The following is a 16847-nucleotide window of genomic DNA, read 5'->3' on the forward strand; positions in this document are numbered from 1 at the left end:
TTTTTTTTGGTACGAGGCCGGCGCTTGAGTCTTCTCCCGCGAACGGGAGAAGGCGCACGCCTCATGACGCTGTTGTCCACATTCCCTGCGATACTGCCGCGCATGAGCGTTCTGCGATTCGACAACGTCAGCAAGCAGTATCCGGGCGGCCACGTGGCGCTGTCGGAAGTGAGTTTCGACGTGGCGGCCGGCGAGATGCTGTTCGTCACCGGCCACTCCGGCGCGGGCAAAAGCACGCTGCTGAAACTCATCCATCTGGCCGAGCGTCCGAGCCGCGGCGCGGTGGTGTTCGGCGAGCGCAATCTGCTCAAGGTGCGCGGCCGCAGGGTGGCGATGCATCGCCGCGACATCGGCGTCGTGTTCCAGGATCACCGCCTGCTGCCCGACCGCACCGTGTTCGACAACATCGCGTTGCCGCTGATCCTCCGCGGCATGCGCCGGCCGGAGATCGGCAAGCGCGTGCGCAGCGTGCTGGAGCGGCTGGCACTGGGCGCGCGCGAGCGTGCATTGCCCACGCAGCTCTCGGCCGGTGAGCAGCAGCGCATCGGCATCGCCCGCGCGATCGTCGGTGAGCCGATGCTGCTGGTCGCCGACGAACCCACCGGCAATCTCGATCCCACGCTGTCGGCCGAGATCATGGCGCTGTTCGCGGAACTGCCCGAGCGCGGCACCAGCGTGCTGATCGCCAGTCACGACCTCGGTCTGGTCAAGCGCATGAAGAAGCGCACGCTGGTGCTCGACCACGGCACGCTGGCCGACGACATTTCGCCGGAGGACCTCGCCGATGCCTGAGGCGCCCCGCAACCAACCTGTGCGCAAAGGCCCCTCGCCCGTCGGCACCTGGGTCGACCACCACGTCTACAGCGTGCTCGCCAGCCTCGGCCGGCTGTTCAAGAAGCCGTGGTCGGCGGCGCTGACGATCGGCGTCATGGCGGTCGCACTCGCGCTGCCGCTCGGCCTGTGGCTGGTGCTCGACAACGTCGGCCGCTTGGGCGGCAGCATCGACGCCTCGCGCGAGATCAGCGTGTTCCTCAAGCAGGACGTCGACGGCCCGCGTGCCGAAGCGCTGGCCGGTGAGCTGCGCAGCCGCGGCGACGTCGGCAGTGTCGTACACCGCTCGCCCGACGAAGGCCTGGCGGAACTGCGCGAGCGCGGCGAGTTCGGCGATACGATCGACGTGCTCGGCGAGAACCCGCTGCCGCACGTGCTGATCATCACCCCGGGTGGCGACGAGATGCTGCTGGCCGAATCGCTGCGCATGCTGCCCGAATCGGAACTCGTCCAGCACGACGCGCAATGGCGCGAACGGCTCGACGGCTGGCTACGTTTCGGCGGCCGCGTGGTCTGGGTGCTGGCGGCGCTGCTCGGCATCGGCGCATTGCTGGTGGTCGGCAACACGGTCCGGCTCGACATCCAGTCGCGCCGCGACGAACTCGGCGTGCTGCAGCTGCTCGGCGCCACCGACGGCTTCATCCGCCGGCCGTTCCTGTATCTCGGCGCCTGGTACGGGCTGGCCGCCGGCGCGGTCGCGCTCGGTCTGCTGGCACTGGCCGGGCTGGCGCTGCAGCCGCCTCTCGCGGAACTCGCGGCGAGCTACGGCGCGGCGTTCGCGTTGCGTGGCTTCGGCCCGATGGGCGTCGTCGCGGTGCTGGCCGGCGCGACTGCGCTGGGCTGGTGTGGCGGTGGCATCGTCACCGGGCATTTCCTGCGCCAGACGCGGCCCACCGACACCTGAGCCATGCAGGACCTCCGTCATTTGGCCGGCGACGCGCCCCGGGTGATGGTCGTCGACGGCTCGAAGCTCGTGCGCCGCCTGATCGGCGACGTCCTGCGGCAGGCGCTGGCCGATGTCGACGTGGTCGAGTGCACCGGCTTGGCCGAAGCCGTGGTCGCGCTGGAGGCGGCGCCGGTCGACCTGGTCAGCACCGCGCTGTCGCTACCCGATGGCGATGGCCTGCAGCTCGCGCGCCGCGTGCGCGAAGCCACCGGCCAGCGCTACGTGCCGGTGATCGTGGTCTCGGGTGATGCGCAGTCGCATCTCGAAGCGCGGCGTTTCACCGAGGATGTCACCGATCATTTCGACAAGGCGCTGGGGCATCGCGCGCTGGCGGAATTCATCCGCGGCTACGTGCAGCCGGCGCCGATTCCCGATGCGCACGTGCTCTACGTCGAAGACAGCCGCACGGTCGCGCTCGCCACACGCCGCATGCTCGAAGCGCAGCAGATGCGCGTGACCCACGTGCTCAGCGCGGAAGACGCGCTGGCCTATCTGGATGCGTATCGCGACGGACCGGCCGCACCGGGCGCCGATCTGTTGCTGACCGACGTGTACCTCAAGGGTGAACTCAGCGGCCACGACCTGCTGCGCGCGGTGCGCCGCGACTTCGGTTACGGCAAGCGGCGCCTGCCGGTGCTGGTGATGACCGGCGACGGAAACCACGACAACCAGGTCGCGCTGCTGCGCGCGGGCGCCAACGATCTCGTCGTCAAGCCGGCCGAGGAGCGCGTGCTGGCGACCAAGACGCTGTTCCAGTTGCGGCTCGCCGCGATGCCCGGCTGAGTGTCCGCGTTACCCTGTGGCGCCTAGCGCAATCGATCCGCCGCATGTCCGACATCAGACTCGAACCTTCCTGGAAAGCGCACGTCGGCGACTGGCTGCGCCGCGAGGACATGCAGGCACTGTCGGCGTTCCTGCGCCAGCGCAAGGCCGCGGGTGCGCGGATCTATCCGCCGGGGCCGGAGATCTTCGCCGCCTTCGACGCGACGCCGTTCGATGCGGTCAAGGTCGTGATCCTCGGCCAGGACCCGTACCACGGGCCAGGACAGGCGCACGGGCTGTGTTTCTCGGTGCGCCCGGACCAGCGCGTGCCGCCGTCGCTGGACAACATGTACAAGGAACTCGAACGCGATCTCGGCCTGCCGCGCCCTGATCACGGCTGGTTGATGCCGTGGGCGCAGCGCGGCGTGCTGCTGCTCAATGCGGTGCTGACGGTGGAAGAGGGCAAGGCCGGCGCGCATCAGGGCAAGGGCTGGGAAGGCTTCACCGATCACATCGTCGACGTGCTCAATCGCGAGCGCGAGAATCTGGTGTTCCTGCTGTGGGGCAGTTACGCGCAGGCCAAGGGCAAGGTCATCGACACCAACCGCCACTGCGTCCTGCGCACCACACACCCGTCGCCGCTGTCGGCGTATCGCGGCTTCCTCGGCAGCGGGCATTTCTCCAAGACCAACCATTTCCTGCGCAAGCGCGGCATTGCCCAGATCGACTGGTCGCTGCCGAAGCGATCGGAGCTCGACGCATGATCCGCAGTGTCGAGGCCACGCGGTACGTCACGCCGCTGCGCGAAGGCGGCTCGCTGCCGGCGGTCGTCGAGGCCGACGACGACGGCATGTACGTGATGAAGTTCCGCGGCGCGGGGCAGGGCGCGAAGGCGCTGGTCGCCGAGCTGATCGGCGGCGAGTTCGCGCGCCTGCTGGGCCTGCCGATGCCGGAGATCGTCTTCATCGATCTCGATCCGGAGCTGGCGGCGACGGAGCCTGATTCCGAGATCCAGCACCTGATCCGCGCCAGTGCGGGCTGCAATCTCGCGCTCGATTACCTGCCCGGCGCGATCAACTTCGATCCCGCGGTCGAACCGCCCGATGCCGATCTCGCGTCGCGGATCGTCTGGTTCGATGCCTTCATCTGCAACGTCGACCGCACCGCGCGCAACACCAATCTGCTGGTCTGGCACCGCCGGCTGACGCTGATCGACCACGGCGCGGCGCTGTATTTCCACCACGACTGGGACAGCGCGACGCGCATCGCGACCGGTCCGTTCGCGCGCATCTCCGATCACGTGCTGCTGCCGTTCGCGACCGCGCTCGACGCCGCCGATGTGGCGCTGTCGGCGCGGATCACCGAAGACGACATCCGCCGCATCGTGGCGCTGGTGCCCGACAGCTGGCTGGCCGTCGAAGACCGGTTCGCCGATGCCGATGCGCATCGCGCGGCCTACGTCGCGTTCTTCTGCACGCGCCTGGCGCACCGGTCGGCGTTCGTCGGGGAGGCGCAGCGTGCGCATGCAGCGGGTCTATGACTACGCGGTGATCCGGGTCGTGCCCCGGGTCGAACGCGAGGAGTTCATCAACGCGGGCGTCATCGTGTCCTGCCAGGGTGCGCGCACGCTCGTTGCGGCGGTCGCGCTGGATCCGGTGCGGCTGCACGCGCTCGATCCGCATGCCGACATCGACACCCTGCAGCGGCATCTCGACGCGATCGTGCGCATCTGTCGCGGCGATGCCGACGGCGGGCCGATCGCCGCGCTGCCGGCGCGTGCGCGGTTCCACTGGCTCACTGCGCGGCGCAGTTCGATGATCCAAGTGTCGCCGGTGCACACCGGGCGCACCGACGATCCCGACGGTCTGTGCGCGCGACTGATGGCGCGCATGGTGCTGCCGCCCGGGCCGGTGCGCGGCGCATAAAAAAAACCCGGCAGCGTGCGGGCTGCCGGGTCGGCTACGGGCGAGGGAGGGATCGCCCGGAGTTCAGAGCACGGAGCCGGAGCTCCGCAGCGCGGTTCAGCGCTTGGTGGTCTTCGCGGTGGCCTTGACGACCTTCTCGGCTTCGGCGCGGACGTCGGCGGTGGCCGATTCGATCTGCGACTTGGCGAGGCCGGCGATGGCTTCGTGCGTCTTCACCGTGCGGCCCAGGGTCTCCTGGCCGGCGCTGACGAGACGCTCGACGTTCTCGCGTGCAACCTGCGCGCCCTTCGGCCACAGAGCCTTGAGGCCGTCCATGTCGCGCACTTCGATCGCTTCGTTGACGAAGGCGAACGTGGCGTGGGCGTTGTCGTTGAGCGTCGACAGGTGAAGGCCGAACAGCGTCTCGGCATTCTCGAGGGTCAGACGGTTGAACTGGGCTGCGGCATCGGCGAACTGACGCGACGCGGCCGTGAACTGCTCGTTGAGCTGGTAGGACATGGCGGTTACCTGCGTGAGCCGGCGGTCTGCCGGGTTTGTGCGGTGCAGCATAGCGCAGCCATGTTGCATTGCAACAAACAGCCGACGAGCGGTCGTCAGGCATTCAGTTTCGTATGTGGATCAGTGACTTGAAACCGTTTCCAGCCCGTGGGCTGCCGACTCAGGGGCCGGTGTAGCGGCAGCCCGAAGTGCAGGTTTCGCGGATCACGATCGCGCTCAGCGCGGGCAGTGCGGGCTTGAGCCGTTCCCAGATCCAGATCGCCAGACGCTCGCTGGTCGGGTTCTCGAGACCGGGAATGTCGTTGAGATAGTGGTGGTCGAGCTGGGCGTAGAGGGGGGCGAAGGCGGCCTTCAGATCGCCGAAGTCCATGATCCAGCCGGTTTCCGGACCCGGCTCGCCGGACACGTGCACCTCGACCTGGAACGAGTGCCCATGCAGGCGCGCGCACTTGTGGCCCGGCGGCACGTTCGGCAGCCGGTGCGCGGCCTCGAGGGTGAAAACCTTGAAGATGTCCATGCGCGCATTCTCGGGCGTGACCGTCTGCGCGGCAATCGTCGCGATGCTGACATGCGCGGCTGCCACGCTCGCAGGTCCCCGTTCGCACCGGCCGATGCCCCGATGTCCCCCCTGCGCTGCCTGCTTTTGCTGCTGATCGCCACCGCCGCCATGACCCTGCCCGATCGCGTCGCCTCCGCCGCCACGCCCGCCGTCGAAGCCCCGCGCGTGATCGCGCATCGCGGCGCGAGCGCGCGCATGCCCGAACACACGCTCGCGGCATATCGGCGCGCGGTGGAAGACGGCGCGGACTTCATCGAACCCGATCTGGTGATGACCCGCGACGGCGTGCTGGTCGCGCGCCACGAGAACGAGATCGGCGGCACCACCGATGTCGCGCTGCATCCGCAGTTCGCCGATCGCAAGCGCACCCAGCGCATCGACGGCAGCGACGTCACCGGCTGGTTCACCGAGGACTTCACCCTGGCCGAGCTAAAGACGCTGCGCGCACGCGAACCGCTGCCGGCGCTGCGCGGCGTCTGGTACGACCGCCAGTTCGCGGTGCCCACGCTGCACGAGATCCTGGTGCTGCTCGACGATCTGGTGCGCGACTCGGGCCGGCCGGTCGGCCTGATTCCGGAGATCAAGCATCCGACGCACTTCCGCGGCCTCGGTCTGCCGATGGAGCAGGCGGTGATCGACGTGCTGGCGAAGCACGCAGTGGCCACGCGTGTGCCGCTGATCGTGCAGTCGTTCGAGCCGACCAGCCTGCGCACGCTGCACGACATCGCCGTGCCGGTGCTGCCCGATCTGCGTCTGCTGCAGCTGATCGGCGATCCGCGCGCGAAGCCGGCAGATGTCGACGCCGCCGGCGGCGATCTGCGCTATCGCGACATGCTCACCGCGGACGGGCTGCGCGCGATCGCGGCCTATGCGTCGCTGCTCGGGCCGCACAAGTCGCAGGTCGGCGACGTCGGACGCGGCGGCCGTTTCGAGGCCACGACATTGATCGTCGATGCACACGCAGCCGGCCTGCAGGTCATGCCCTACACGTTCCGTCCCGAAAATCCGTATCTCCCGCGCGCCTTGCGCAGCGGCGGCGCCAATGCGCGCAACGAGCCCGGCGCCATCGCCGAGATGCGCGCGTTCCTCGATGCCGGCGTCGATGGCCTGTTCGCCGACGATCCCGCGCTCGCACGGCAGGCCGTGGACGCGCGCTGAACCGACTGCATCCGCACCACGCACTGCCGGCGTACGTCCCGTGAATCTCATCACGGGAGCCGTCCATGTCCTCGTCCGCTGTCGCGCGTGCCGCCGATGCGCGCACGCACTGCGTCGCGCTGCTCGCCTGTCTGTGCGCAGCGCTTCCGCTGGCCGCCGCCGAGCGCGAAGACGCGCGGGCGCTGGCACGCGACGATGGCCGGCTGCTGTACCGCGAAGTGCATTACCAGGACCGCGACGGCGATGCCGACAGACGCGTGGTGCTGTACCGCTGCCCGGACGGCACCGCGTTCGCGCGCAAGATCGTGCGTTCGCACGGCGATGCCACGCAACCGGACTTCGCCTTCCACGATGCCCGCAATGGCTATCGCGAAGGCGTGCGCACGCGCGACGGCAAGCGCGAGATCTTCGTCCAGCGTGGCGAAGCCGCGCCGCGCACGACCGCGCTGCCGGCTGCGGAGGACGCGGTGATCGATGCCGGCTTCGATGCCGCGGTGCGTATGCACTGGGCCGCGCTGGGCGATGCGCCGCAGCGCCTGTCGTTCCTGTTGCCCGAGCGTTTCGCGTTCATGCCGGTGCGCGTGGCCAAGGTCGGCGATGTCGACGGCATGCGTGCGCTGCGGATGTCGGTCGACACCTGGTTCGGCTTCGCGGTGCCGCCGATCGAGCTGCGCTACGGCCTGGACGACAGGCGGCTGCGCGAATTCGCCGGGCCCGGCACCGTGCGCGATGCCCGCGGCAGACCGCGCGAGGTGCGCATCGTGTTTCCCGCCCGGCCTACGCGCAGCGTCGCGGCGACCGAAGTCGCCGCCGCGCTCGCCGACCCGCTGGACGGCCGATGCGCCATCTGACGCCCATCGTCCTGCGCCCACCGCGTCGTCGGCGCGCCGCGCGCCCGCGCTTGCGCGAACGGCGGGGCGCGGTGAGGATGTCGGTCCATCACGACACGGGATGCGCGCGCCGGATGCCACAGCACACTGCGACCGCCACTGCGGACGAACCCGGACTGGATGTCTGGCTGGGGCGGGTGGCCGACGGCGACCAGCGCGCGTTCGAATCGTTGTATCGCGCCAGTGCGTCGCGGCTGCTCGGCATCTGCATCCGCGTGCTGCACGACCGCGACGAGGCCGAAGACGCGCTGCAGGATGTCTACGTGCGCATCTGGCGCAAGGCCGCGCAGTTCGATCCCGCCCGCGCCGCGGCGACGACCTGGCTGGCGACGATCGCGCGCAACACCGCGATCGATCGCCTGCGCGCGCGTCCGCAGCACCAGCTCGCGCCGGTCGAACTGATCGAGGCGATGCCCGATGGCGGCGACACGCCGCTGGAATCGACCGAGCGCGCCGGTGACCGCTCGCGGCTGGAGACCTGTTTCGACACGCTCGAGCCGCGGCGCCGTCGCCTGATCCGCGCCGCGTTCTTCGACGGCGCCACCTACGAGGAACTCGCGCAGCGCGCGGGTTCGCCGCTGGGCTCAGTCAAGAGCTGGATCCGCCGCGGGCTGCTGCAATTGCGGGCGTGCCTGGAGCCATGAACGTGCACGATCTGGATTTCGACATCGACGACAACGGCGGCCCCGAGCCGCCGCGCGCGGACCTGCTCGCCGGCGAATACGTGCTGGGCGTGCTCGATGCGCCCGCGCGCGCCTCGGCCGAGGCACGCATCGCCCGCGATCCTGGGTTCGCGCGGCTCGTGGCCGAGTGGGACGAGCGGCTCGCACCATGGTTCTCGGAATTCCCGAGCGCCGACGTGCCTGCCCACGTGTGGCCGCGGATCCGCAGCGCGCTGGGCTGGACGCCAGTGGCCGCGACGCCCGCGGGGCTCTGGCACAGCGCCGGTTTCTGGCGCGGCGCCGCGGCGCTGGCGGCGGTCGTCGCGATCGTCGCGGTGCTGGTCGGTCGCGGGCCGGTGGAAGACGACACGCGCGAGCGACCGGTCGTGACCACGCCGACGCCCGCGCCAGCACCTGCACCTGCGGCTGAAGCCTTGCCGGTCACCACGCTCGCCCACGAAGACGGTTCGCCCGCGTGGCTCGCGTCGGTGGATGCCGCGCACGGCCGGGTGCTCGTCGTGCCGTTGCCGGCCGACGTCGATGCCGAGGGTCGTGTCGCCGAGTTGTGGCTGATTCCCGAAGGCGGCGCGCCGGCATCGCTCGGCCTGTTGCCGCACGACCGCACGCGCGCCGTCGACGTGCCGGCGGACCTGCATGCGGCACTGGTCGCAGGCGCCACGCTGGCGGTGTCGCTGGAGCCGCCGGGTGGCGCGCCGCATGGCGCACCGACCGGGCCCGTCGTCGCGAGCGGCGCATTGCGCATCTGAGTGCAGTGCGTGCGGCGGCGAATGCCGTCGCACGTGATGCGCGCGCGTGAACGCGGACGCGCGACATGCATCCGTTTTTCACGCCTGCGCGTATTTCCTGTCAGTCACACCCGCAGGAGTTCCCCATGTCGAGCGATCCCGGCCGCGGCGCGACCGGTACCCGCACATTGCGCGCGAGTCTGGGCCGCTGGTTCGATACCGGTGCCCAGGGCAGCGAAGCGCGCGAGGGCGACGACCGCATCGACTGGCTGCGCGCGACACCGTTCATCGCGATGCATCTCGCGTGTCTGCTGGTGTTCTGGGTTGGGGTCTCGCCGATGGCGGTGATCGTGGCGGTCGCGCTGTATGCGATCCGCATGTTCGCGTTGACCGGCTTCTATCACCGCTACTTTTCCCACCGCACCTTCCGCACCTCGCGCGTGGTCCAGTTCGTGTTCGCACTGATCGGCGCGTCCTGCGTGCAGCGCGGGCCGCTGTGGTGGGCTGCGCACCATCGCAATCACCACCGGCACACCGAAACCGCGCTCGATCCGCATTCGCCGCGCGTGCACGGCTTCTGGTGGAGCCACATGGGCTGGTTCCTGACACGCGAAGGCTTCCGCACCGACTGGTCGCGCATTCCGGATCTGGCGAAGTTCCCCGAACTGCGCTGGCTGGACCGCTTCGACACGCTGGTGCCGGTAGTGCTCGCGGTCGCTCTGTTCGGTCTGGGCGCGCTGCTCGAGCGCGTGGCCCCCGGTCTGGGCACCAGTGGCGGGCAGATGCTCGTCTGGGGGTTCTTCATCTCCACCACCGTGCTCTTCCATGCGACGGTGACGATCAACTCGCTGTCGCATCGCTTCGGCAGCCAGCGCTTCGAGACCGGTGACGACAGCCGCAACAACATCTGGCTGGCGCTGCTGACCTTCGGCGAGGGCTGGCACAACAACCACCACTTCTTCCCCGGCACCGTGCGCCAGGGCTTCCGCTGGTGGGAAATCGATCTGACCTGGTACGGCCTCAAGGCCATGTCCTGGGTCGGGCTGGTGCGTGACCTCAAGCCGGTGCCCGCCTGGGTGCACGAGAAGGCACGCGGATGAGCCAGCGCATCGCCGTCGTCGGTTCGGGCATCGCCGGGCTCGCCACTGCGTGGTGGCTGTCGCAGCGTCACGCGGTGACGCTGTTCGAAGCCGACACGCGCCTCGGCGGACACACGCACACGCATGCCGTGCAGATGGGCGGCTTCGACTACGCGGTCGACACCGGCTTCATCGTGTTCAATCCACAGCACTACCCGCTGCTGAGTGGCCTGTTCGAATCGCTGGACGTCGCCTCGCAGCCGACGACGATGAGCTTCTCGGTACACAACGAAGCCGACGGCCTCGAGTACAACGCGACCTCGCTCGACACCCTGTTCTGCCAGCGTCGCAATCTGCTGTCGCCGCGGTTCTGGGGCATGTTGCGCGACCTCAAGCGCTTCTATCGCGAGGCGCCCGCGCTGCTCGACGGCGACGATGCCGGGCCGACGCTCGGCGACTACCTGCAGGCCAACCGCTACGGCGCCACGTTCCGCGATCTGCATCTGGTGCCGATGGCATCGGCGCTGTGGTCGTCGCCGAGCGCGGGCATCCTCGAGTTTCCCGCGCGTTATCTGGTGCAGTTCATGGCCAACCACCACATGCTGCAGCTGACCGGGCGTCCGGAATGGCGCGTGGTGCGCGGCGGCTCCTCGCGTTACATCGATGCCCTCCGCGCGCGCTGGTCGGTGACCGAACGCGTCGGCTGCCCGGTCGATTCGGTGCGTCGGGATGCGGCCGGTGTGCACGTAGCGTCCGCCGCGGGCAGCGAGCGCTTCGACCAGATCGTGCTGGCCTGCCACAGCGACCAGGCGCTGGCGCTGCTCGACGATGCCGACGGCGCCGAGCGCGACATCCTCGGCGCGATCCGCTACCAGACCAACGAGACCGTGCTGCATACCGATGCGCGTCTGCTGCCGCGTGACCGCAAGGCCTGGGCGGCGTGGAACGCGCACGTGCCGGCGACGCCCGGTGCCGCGTGCACGGTGAGTTACTGCATGGACCAGCTGCAGAGCCTCGACACGCCCGAACCGCTGGTGGTCACGCTCAACCGCAGCGACGCGATCGATCCGGCGAAGGTGATCGCGCGCATGCGTTACGCGCATCCGGTCTACGACGCGGCAATGGTGGCCGCGCAGGGCCGGCGCGAGGAGATCCAGGGCCAGCGCCGCACCTGGTATGCCGGTGCGTACTGGGGCTGGGGATTCCACGAGGACGGCATCCGCAGCGCGGCGCAGGTCGCGCGTGCATTCGGTCTCGGGCCGCTGGCGGCTGCCGGCCGTGCGCAGTCCACGCCGATGCCGGTGAGTGCGGTCGCATGAGCGGCGACGGCGATCGCGCCGACCCCATCGCACCGCTGCAGAGCGCGGTGTACGAAGGCGTGGTGCGCCATCGCCGATACCGTCCGGTGCCGCACGAGTTCTCGTATCGCGTCGCGCAGCTGTGGCTGGATCTCGACGAGCTCGACCGCGTGTTCGAGGGTCGCTGGCTGTGGTCGACCCGGCGCCCCGCGCTTGCCCGCTTCCGCCGCGCGGATTACCTCGGCCCGACCGAGGTGCCGCTCGCCGAAGCCGTGCGCATGCGCGTCGAAGCCACGCTCGGACGCAGGCCTGAAGGTCCGATCCGGCTGCTGACGCATCTGCGCTACTTCGGATTCGTCTTCAATCCGGTGAGCTTCTACTACTGCTACCGCGCCGACGGCACGACGCTCGACTGCATCGTCGCCGAGATCACCAACACGCCGTGGAAGGAACGCCACGCCTACGTGCTGCCGGCCGCGGACGCCGAGCGTCACGGCCGCGCCCTGCAGTGGGATTTCGCCAAGCGCTTCCACGTCTCGCCGTTCATGGCGATGGATCACGCGTATCGCTGGCGGCTGACGCCGCCGGTCGAAGATCTGCACGTCCACATGGATGTGTTGCGCGACGACGTGCGCGAATTCGACGCCACCATGACGCTGCAGCGGCGACCCTTGGACGCGGCCTCGCTGGCGCGCGTGCTGTGGCGCTATCCGTTGATGACCGTGCAGGTCGTCGCGGCGATCCACTGGCAGGCGCTGCGTCTGTGGCTCAAGCGCAACCCGGTGCACGACCATCCGCGCCTGCCGGGCGCCGAACAGGAACCTTTGTGATGAACCAGATCGCCGCCCATGTGACGCCGCGGGCGTTCGGCGCACTCGAACGCGCGCTGCGTACGCGGCTCGTCGCCCAGTTCGCCCAGCTGCAGGGCGGTGCGCTGCGGCTCGACGATGCGCTGGGCAGCGAGACCTTCGGCGACGCGCAGCTGCGTGCGGTGCATGTGCGGGTGCACGATCCGGCGTTCTACCGCCTGGTCGCCGCCAACGGCAGCGTCGGTGCGGGCGAGTCCTACATGGAAGGCCATTGGGATTGCGACGATCTCGTCGGCCTGGTGCGTCTGCTGGTGCGCAACCGCGATCTGCTCGACGGCATGGAGACCGGCATCGCGCGCCTCGGTGGCCTGGCGATGCGCGGCTGGAACGCGCTGCGCCGGAACACGCGCGACGGCAGCCGTCGCAACATCGCCGCGCACTACGATCTGGGCAACGATTTCTTTTCGCTGTTCCTCTCGCGGGACCTGATGTATTCGTCCGCACTGTTCGAGCGCGAGGGCGACACGCTGGAGGTCGCGTCGACGCGCAAGCTCGATCGCATCTGCGAGCGGCTTGCGTTGCGGCCCGGCGATCGGGTGATCGAGATCGGCACCGGCTGGGGCGGGTTCGCGCTGCATGCCGCGCAGCAGTACGGCTGCCACGTCACCACGACCACGATCTCGCGCGAGCAGCACGCACTGGCGAGTGCGCGGATCGCCGAAGCCGGTCTGCAGGACCGGGTGACGCTGCTGCTGCAGGACTACCGCGATCTCGACGGCACCTACGACAAGCTGGTGTCGATCGAGATGATCGAAGCGATCGGCGCGCAGTACCTGGAGACCTATTTCGGCAAGCTCGGCAGCCTGCTCGAGCCGGACGGCGCCGCGCTGGTGCAGGCGATCACGATCGAAGACCACCGCTACGCGCAGGCGCGTGATTCGGTGGACTTCATCAAGCGCTTCATCTTTCCGGGCAGCTTCATCCCGTCGATCTCGGCGATGCTGCAGGCCAAGACCGCGGCCAGCGATCTGCAACTGTTGCAACAGGATGACTTCGGTCCCTCGTATGCGCGCACGCTGCAGATCTGGCGCGAGCGGTTCCTGTCGCGGTTGTCCGACGTGCGCAGGCAGGGCTTCGATACGCGCTTCGAGCGCATGTGGACGTTCTATCTCGCCTATTGCGAGGGCGGGTTCCGCGAGCGCTCGATCGGCGTGTCGCATCTGCTGTTCGGCAAGCCGGGCCACGTGCGGGCGGTGGCGTCATGAGTCCGCTCTGGACGCTGCTGCTGGTCTGGGCGCTCGCCGCGATCGCGATGACCGGCGCCTGGCGCTGGCAGAAAGCGCGCGACAACGCGGGCATCGTCGACGTGGTCTGGGCATGCGGTGTCGGCGGCGCGGCGATCGTCGTCGCCCTCCTCGGTGATGGCGCGATGCTGCCGCGGATCCTGCTCGCCGTGCTCGGCGGGCTGTGGGGACTGCGTCTGGCCGGGCATCTGTGGAAGCGCGTCGGCAGCGAAGACGAGGACGGCCGCTACGCCTACCTGCGCAAGCACTGGCACGGCGACCAGCGCAAGTTCTTCCTGTTCTTCCAGGCGCAGGCGCTGCTGGTTGCATTGTTCGCGCTGCCGTTCCTCGCGGTCGCGAGCAATCCGGTGTCCTCGCTCGGTCTGCTCGCCGCGATCGCCGTGTGGCTGATCAGTGTCGGCGGCGAAGCGGTCGCCGACCGGCAACTGGCGGATTTCCGCGCCGATCCGGCGAACCGCGGCAAGACCTGCCGCGAAGGCCTGTGGCGGTATTCGCGCCATCCGAACTACTTCTTCGAATGGCTGCACTGGCTGACCTACGTGGTGCTGGCCGCGGGCTCGCCGCTGTGGTGGCTCGCGCTGGTCGGGCCGGTGCTGATGTACCTGTTCCTGCGCTACGTCAGCGGCATTCCCTACACCGAGCAGCAGGCGCTGCGCTCGCGCGGCGATGACTACCGCGAGTACCAGCGCACCACGCCGATGCTGTTCCCGTGGTTTCCCCGTTCCGAATCCGCCCGCTCCGAACCCGAAGGACCTTCCGCATGAATGCCGTGGCCCGCCCCGAACTCGAACGCGACTCCGCCGCGCCCGGCCTGATCGGCATGGCAGAACGCGGCCTGGTGCCCGACGCCGCGCTGCGTCTGGGCATCCGCCGGCTGTGCGCGCAGCGTCTGGCCGAGGAAACCGAAGGCAGCATGGAGGCGCAGTCGACGCGCTTCGACGCGCTGCTGCAGTCGCTGCGCACCAGTCCCGTCGCCATCCACACCGATGCCGCCAACACTCAGCACTACGAACTGCCGCCGGAGTTCTTCGCGCTGTGTCTCGGGCGTCGCTTCAAGTACAGCAGCTGCTACTACCCGACCGGCAACGAGACGCTCGACGAAGCCGAAGACGCGATGCTGGCGCTGTACGGCGCGCGCGCCGAACTCGCGGATGGTCAGGACATCCTCGAACTGGGCTGTGGATGGGGTTCGCTGACGCTTTGGATGGCCGAGCACTTCCCGGGTGCGCGCATCACGGCGGTCTCGAACTCGCGCCCGCAGCGCCTGCACATCGAAGCGCAGTGCAAGGCGCGTGGTCTGAACAACGTGCGGGTGATCACCTGCGACGTGAACCAGCTCGAACTCGACACCGGTGCCTTCGATCGCGTGGTCTCGATCGAGATGTTCGAGCACATGCGCAACTACCAGATCCTGATGACACGCATCGGCACGTGGCTGCGGCCGGGGGGCAAGCTGTTCGTGCACATCTTCGCGCACCGCACGTTGATGTACCCCTACGAGACGGCCGGCGAAGACAACTGGATGGGCCGGCATTTCTTCACCGGCGGTCTCATGCCGGCGGCGGACACGCTGCTGCATTTCCAGCAAGGCGATCTGGGCATCGAACAGCGCTGGCTGCTCGATGGCACGCATTACGAGAAGACCTCCAACCACTGGCTCGCCAACCAGGACCGCAACCGCGATGCGGTGATGCGCGTGCTCGAGCAGGCCTATGGACGCGATGGGGCGAAGCTGTGGTTCCAGCGCTGGCGCATGTTCTGGATGTCCTGCGCGGAGCTGTTCGGATACGAGCGTGGCCAGCAATGGCTGGTCGCGCATTACCGGTTTGCACGCGCGGGCTGACCGCGACCGACGCCGTACTCACGGCAGGAGGGGTTTCATGGCGACTTCGAACCGGCGGTTTGCCGCTGGCCTGATCTTCGCGGGCATCGCCACCGGCATGCTCGCGGCCTGTGGAGGCGGCAACGTGAAGGAACAGATTCCCCCGGTCGCACATGTCGACGTCCCCCGTTTCATGGGCGACTGGTACGTGATCGCGCAGATCCCGACGCGCCTCGAGAAAGAGGCCTTCGATTCCGTCGAGACCTACACGCTGCGCGAGGACGGCAAGGTCGACACGACGTTCCGGTATCGCGACGGCGGCTTCGACGAGAAGATCAAGACCATGCACCCGACCGGCACCGTGCGCGAAGGCACCGGCAACGCGATCTGGGGCATGCAGTTCGTGTGGCCGATCAAGGCCGAGTACGTGATCGTCTACATCGACGAGGACTACCAGCAAACCATCGTCGGCCGCAGCAAGCGCGACTACGTGTGGCTGATGGCGCGCACGCCGGTGATCTCCGATGCGGACTACGCGGCGCACATGGAGCGCATCCGCGGCCTCGGCTACGACATCTCCAAGATCCGCCGCGTCCCGCAGTCGGCCGGCGATCCGGCGCGCGTGCCCGACGCGACCCGCGTCGAATAGACCGTTCCGGGCGCGGCGTCCGGCGCTCACGGACGCCGCGCATAGAATGCGCGTCATGCAACGACGCACGCGCTTCCGCTGGGCCTGGTGGCTGCTGGCCTACGCCAGTCTCGGCCTCGGCATCGTGGGTGTGTTCGTGCCCGGCCTGCCGACGACGGTGTTCGTGCTGATCGCGGCCTGGGCAGCCGCACGCGGGTCGGATCGATTGCACCACTGGCTGCTGGCGCATCCGCGCTTCGGCCCGTCTATCCGCGACTGGCAGACGCATGGCGCGGTCAGTCGCCGCGCGAAATGGATGGCGACCGGCACGATGACGGTGTGCGCCGCGATCCTGCTCGCGTTGATGCTGTGGATTCCGGCGCATCGCTGGTGGATGACCGCGTTGCCGATCGCGTGCATGGCCGCGGTGGCGACCTGGCTGTGGCTGCGGCCGGAGCCGCCGAGCATCTGATCGGTAGGACCGCGCTTACGGCGCGCCGGTCTCGGCCTTGTAGCGCTCGAGATAATCGCGGTAGCGCGTGTCGTTGAGGTTGCCCGACAGGCGATAGGGCGGGGTGTAGGCGAACTGGAAGTCGTACTGGCCGTCGCGTTCGACGACCAGCGTGCTCGTGGTCCAGTCCTGGCCCTTCTGCGCGTGCATGATCCGGCCGATCTGCGCGAAGCCGGCCTTGGCTTCGGGCGACAGGCGGAACGCGACCTTCTCCAGCGGACCGTCGCCTTCGCGCGCGATCGCGAACGAGATGCTGCTGGTGCGCGGGGCGCCGCCGTCTTCGGACAGCGATTCGAAATCGACCACGAGGCGCAGCCAGTCGCGCGCGCCCCATTCGCCGTCGTTCACATCCCGGACGCTCGCCGCGACGGCACGCACGGTGTCGGCATAGGCGGCATTGAGATCATCCATTCGGCGGT

The 16847-nt window shown here is 68.9% G+C and carries 21 protein-coding genes; 18 read left to right on the forward strand and 3 right to left on the reverse strand.

Annotated features, from left to right (window positions below; genetic code table 11):
• The first annotated feature begins 102 nt into the window (after positions 1–102).
• From ftsE to V3391_RS14925, 6 genes are read left to right on the forward strand one after another with little or no spacing between them, the layout of a single operon-like run.
• Positions 103–792 (forward strand): cell division ATP-binding protein FtsE, encoded by a 690-nt coding sequence (gene ftsE, locus V3391_RS14900; RefSeq protein WP_310235768.1) that lies wholly within the window; start codon positions 103–105, stop codon positions 790–792.
• The gene (gene ftsX, locus V3391_RS14905; protein WP_332079225.1) at positions 785–1735 is read left to right on the forward strand and encodes a permease-like cell division protein FtsX; all 951 of its coding nucleotides are present in this window, start codon (positions 785–787) and stop codon (positions 1733–1735) included. The genes ftsE and ftsX overlap by 8 nt, the downstream gene beginning before the upstream one ends.
• 3 nt (positions 1736–1738) lie before the next feature.
• Positions 1739–2560: a response regulator gene (locus V3391_RS14910; protein ID WP_332079226.1), complete on the forward strand. Its 822-nt coding sequence runs from the start codon at positions 1739–1741 to the stop codon at positions 2558–2560.
• Between the two features lie 44 nt (positions 2561–2604).
• The gene (ung, locus tag V3391_RS14915) at positions 2605–3303 is read left to right on the forward strand and encodes a uracil-DNA glycosylase (RefSeq protein WP_332079227.1); all 699 of its coding nucleotides are present in this window, start codon (positions 2605–2607) and stop codon (positions 3301–3303) included.
• Positions 3303–4079 (forward strand): HipA family kinase, encoded by a 777-nt coding sequence (locus V3391_RS14920; RefSeq protein ID WP_332079698.1) that lies wholly within the window; start codon positions 3303–3305, stop codon positions 4077–4079. Before ung ends, V3391_RS14920 begins: the two co-directional genes overlap by 1 nt.
• Entirely contained in the window at positions 4063–4464 is a 402-nt protein-coding gene (locus tag V3391_RS14925) for a DUF3037 domain-containing protein (RefSeq protein ID WP_332079228.1), read from the forward strand. Before V3391_RS14920 ends, V3391_RS14925 begins: the two co-directional genes overlap by 17 nt.
• A 96-nt stretch (positions 4465–4560) precedes the next feature.
• Here V3391_RS14925 and V3391_RS14930 read toward each other — a convergent pair whose 3' ends face one another.
• Both V3391_RS14930 and queD read right to left on the reverse strand, forming a co-directional pair.
• Positions 4561–4962, reverse strand: a complete 402-nt coding sequence (locus V3391_RS14930) for a phasin family protein (protein WP_332079229.1) — start codon at positions 4960–4962, stop codon at positions 4561–4563.
• 160 nt (positions 4963–5122) lie between these two features.
• A complete protein-coding gene (gene queD, locus V3391_RS14935; RefSeq protein ID WP_310235751.1) occupies positions 5123–5479 on the reverse strand; it encodes a 6-carboxytetrahydropterin synthase QueD in 357 nt (118 codons plus the stop codon).
• 102 nt (positions 5480–5581) lie between these two features.
• Between queD and V3391_RS14940 the strand changes: the two genes are divergently transcribed.
• From V3391_RS14940 to V3391_RS14995, 12 genes are all read left to right on the forward strand, one after another.
• Entirely contained in the window at positions 5582–6679 is a 1098-nt protein-coding gene (locus V3391_RS14940; protein ID WP_332079230.1) for a glycerophosphodiester phosphodiesterase family protein, read from the forward strand.
• Positions 6680–6744: 65 nt separating this feature from the next.
• Positions 6745–7530: a hypothetical protein gene (locus V3391_RS14945; RefSeq protein ID WP_332079231.1), complete on the forward strand. Its 786-nt coding sequence runs from the start codon at positions 6745–6747 to the stop codon at positions 7528–7530.
• A gap of 113 nt (positions 7531–7643) precedes the next feature.
• Positions 7644–8213, forward strand: a complete 570-nt coding sequence (locus V3391_RS14950) for a sigma-70 family RNA polymerase sigma factor (protein WP_332079232.1) — start codon at positions 7644–7646, stop codon at positions 8211–8213.
• On the forward strand, positions 8210–8998 hold the full coding sequence (locus V3391_RS14955; RefSeq protein ID WP_332079233.1) for an anti-sigma factor: 789 nt from the start codon (positions 8210–8212) through the stop codon (positions 8996–8998). Before V3391_RS14950 ends, V3391_RS14955 begins: the two co-directional genes overlap by 4 nt.
• Positions 8999–9123: 125 nt before the next feature.
• Entirely contained in the window at positions 9124–10077 is a 954-nt protein-coding gene (locus V3391_RS14960; protein WP_332079234.1) for an acyl-CoA desaturase, read from the forward strand.
• Entirely contained in the window at positions 10074–11375 is a 1302-nt protein-coding gene (locus V3391_RS14965) for an NAD(P)/FAD-dependent oxidoreductase (RefSeq protein WP_332079235.1), read from the forward strand. The genes V3391_RS14960 and V3391_RS14965 overlap by 4 nt, the downstream gene beginning before the upstream one ends.
• Positions 11372–12184, forward strand: coding sequence for a DUF1365 domain-containing protein (locus tag V3391_RS14970; protein ID WP_332079236.1), 813 nt, complete (start codon positions 11372–11374; stop codon positions 12182–12184). Before V3391_RS14965 ends, V3391_RS14970 begins: the two co-directional genes overlap by 4 nt.
• The gene (locus V3391_RS14975; protein ID WP_332079237.1) at positions 12184–13428 is read left to right on the forward strand and encodes a cyclopropane-fatty-acyl-phospholipid synthase family protein; all 1245 of its coding nucleotides are present in this window, start codon (positions 12184–12186) and stop codon (positions 13426–13428) included. Before V3391_RS14970 ends, V3391_RS14975 begins: the two co-directional genes overlap by 1 nt.
• Positions 13425–14231, forward strand: coding sequence for a DUF1295 domain-containing protein (locus V3391_RS14980; protein WP_332079238.1), 807 nt, complete (start codon positions 13425–13427; stop codon positions 14229–14231). Before V3391_RS14975 ends, V3391_RS14980 begins: the two co-directional genes overlap by 4 nt.
• Complete coding sequence (locus V3391_RS14985) at positions 14228–15310, forward strand: SAM-dependent methyltransferase (protein ID WP_332079239.1); 1083 nt, start codon at positions 14228–14230, stop codon at positions 15308–15310. The genes V3391_RS14980 and V3391_RS14985 overlap by 4 nt, the downstream gene beginning before the upstream one ends.
• 37 nt (positions 15311–15347) lie before the next feature.
• Positions 15348–15938, forward strand: coding sequence for a lipocalin family protein (locus tag V3391_RS14990; RefSeq protein WP_425497270.1), 591 nt, complete (start codon positions 15348–15350; stop codon positions 15936–15938).
• 55 nt (positions 15939–15993) lie between these two features.
• On the forward strand, positions 15994–16389 hold the full coding sequence (locus V3391_RS14995) for a YbaN family protein (protein WP_332079240.1): 396 nt from the start codon (positions 15994–15996) through the stop codon (positions 16387–16389).
• 15 nt (positions 16390–16404) lie between these two features.
• Here the strand turns inward: V3391_RS14995 and V3391_RS15000 are convergent, their stop codons facing one another.
• On the reverse strand, positions 16405–16839 hold the full coding sequence (locus V3391_RS15000) for a hypothetical protein (RefSeq protein WP_232134060.1): 435 nt from the start codon (positions 16837–16839) through the stop codon (positions 16405–16407).
• Positions 16840–16847: the final 8 nt, after the last annotated feature.

Source organism: Luteimonas flava, from assembly GCF_036584485.1.
Classification (GTDB): Bacteria; Pseudomonadota; Gammaproteobacteria; order Xanthomonadales; family Xanthomonadaceae; genus Luteimonas; species Luteimonas flava.

Bases quoted from the DNA above. Each gene is read 5' to 3' on its own strand.
- V3391_RS14910 (WP_332079226.1), top strand. From the start codon at position 1,739: ATGCAGGACCTCCGTCATTTGGCCGGCGACGCGCCCCGGGTGATGGTC.
- V3391_RS14930 (WP_332079229.1), bottom strand. From the start codon at position 4,962: ATGTCCTACCAGCTCAACGAGCAGTTCACGGCCGCGTCGCGTCAGTTC.
- V3391_RS14995 (WP_332079240.1), top strand. From the start codon at position 15,994: ATGCAACGACGCACGCGCTTCCGCTGGGCCTGGTGGCTGCTGGCCTAC.
- V3391_RS14940 (WP_332079230.1), top strand. From the start codon at position 5,582: ATGTCCCCCCTGCGCTGCCTGCTTTTGCTGCTGATCGCCACCGCCGCC.
- ftsE (WP_310235768.1), top strand. From the start codon at position 103: ATGAGCGTTCTGCGATTCGACAACGTCAGCAAGCAGTATCCGGGCGGC.
- queD (WP_310235751.1), bottom strand. From the start codon at position 5,479: ATGGACATCTTCAAGGTTTTCACCCTCGAGGCCGCGCACCGGCTGCCG.
- ftsX (WP_332079225.1), top strand. From the start codon at position 785: ATGCCTGAGGCGCCCCGCAACCAACCTGTGCGCAAAGGCCCCTCGCCC.
- V3391_RS14965 (WP_332079235.1), top strand. From the start codon at position 10,074: ATGAGCCAGCGCATCGCCGTCGTCGGTTCGGGCATCGCCGGGCTCGCC.
- V3391_RS14950 (WP_332079232.1), top strand. From the start codon at position 7,644: ATGCCACAGCACACTGCGACCGCCACTGCGGACGAACCCGGACTGGAT.
- V3391_RS14970 (WP_332079236.1), top strand. From the start codon at position 11,372: ATGAGCGGCGACGGCGATCGCGCCGACCCCATCGCACCGCTGCAGAGC.
- ung (WP_332079227.1), top strand. From the start codon at position 2,605: ATGTCCGACATCAGACTCGAACCTTCCTGGAAAGCGCACGTCGGCGAC.
- V3391_RS14990 (WP_425497270.1), top strand. From the start codon at position 15,348: ATGGCGACTTCGAACCGGCGGTTTGCCGCTGGCCTGATCTTCGCGGGC.
- V3391_RS14925 (WP_332079228.1), top strand. From the start codon at position 4,063: ATGCAGCGGGTCTATGACTACGCGGTGATCCGGGTCGTGCCCCGGGTC.
- V3391_RS14975 (WP_332079237.1), top strand. From the start codon at position 12,184: ATGAACCAGATCGCCGCCCATGTGACGCCGCGGGCGTTCGGCGCACTC.
- V3391_RS14945 (WP_332079231.1), top strand. From the start codon at position 6,745: ATGTCCTCGTCCGCTGTCGCGCGTGCCGCCGATGCGCGCACGCACTGC.
- V3391_RS14960 (WP_332079234.1), top strand. From the start codon at position 9,124: ATGTCGAGCGATCCCGGCCGCGGCGCGACCGGTACCCGCACATTGCGC.
- V3391_RS14980 (WP_332079238.1), top strand. From the start codon at position 13,425: ATGAGTCCGCTCTGGACGCTGCTGCTGGTCTGGGCGCTCGCCGCGATC.
- V3391_RS14985 (WP_332079239.1), top strand. From the start codon at position 14,228: ATGAATGCCGTGGCCCGCCCCGAACTCGAACGCGACTCCGCCGCGCCC.
- V3391_RS14955 (WP_332079233.1), top strand. From the start codon at position 8,210: ATGAACGTGCACGATCTGGATTTCGACATCGACGACAACGGCGGCCCC.
- V3391_RS15000 (WP_232134060.1), bottom strand. From the start codon at position 16,839: ATGGATGATCTCAATGCCGCCTATGCCGACACCGTGCGTGCCGTCGCG.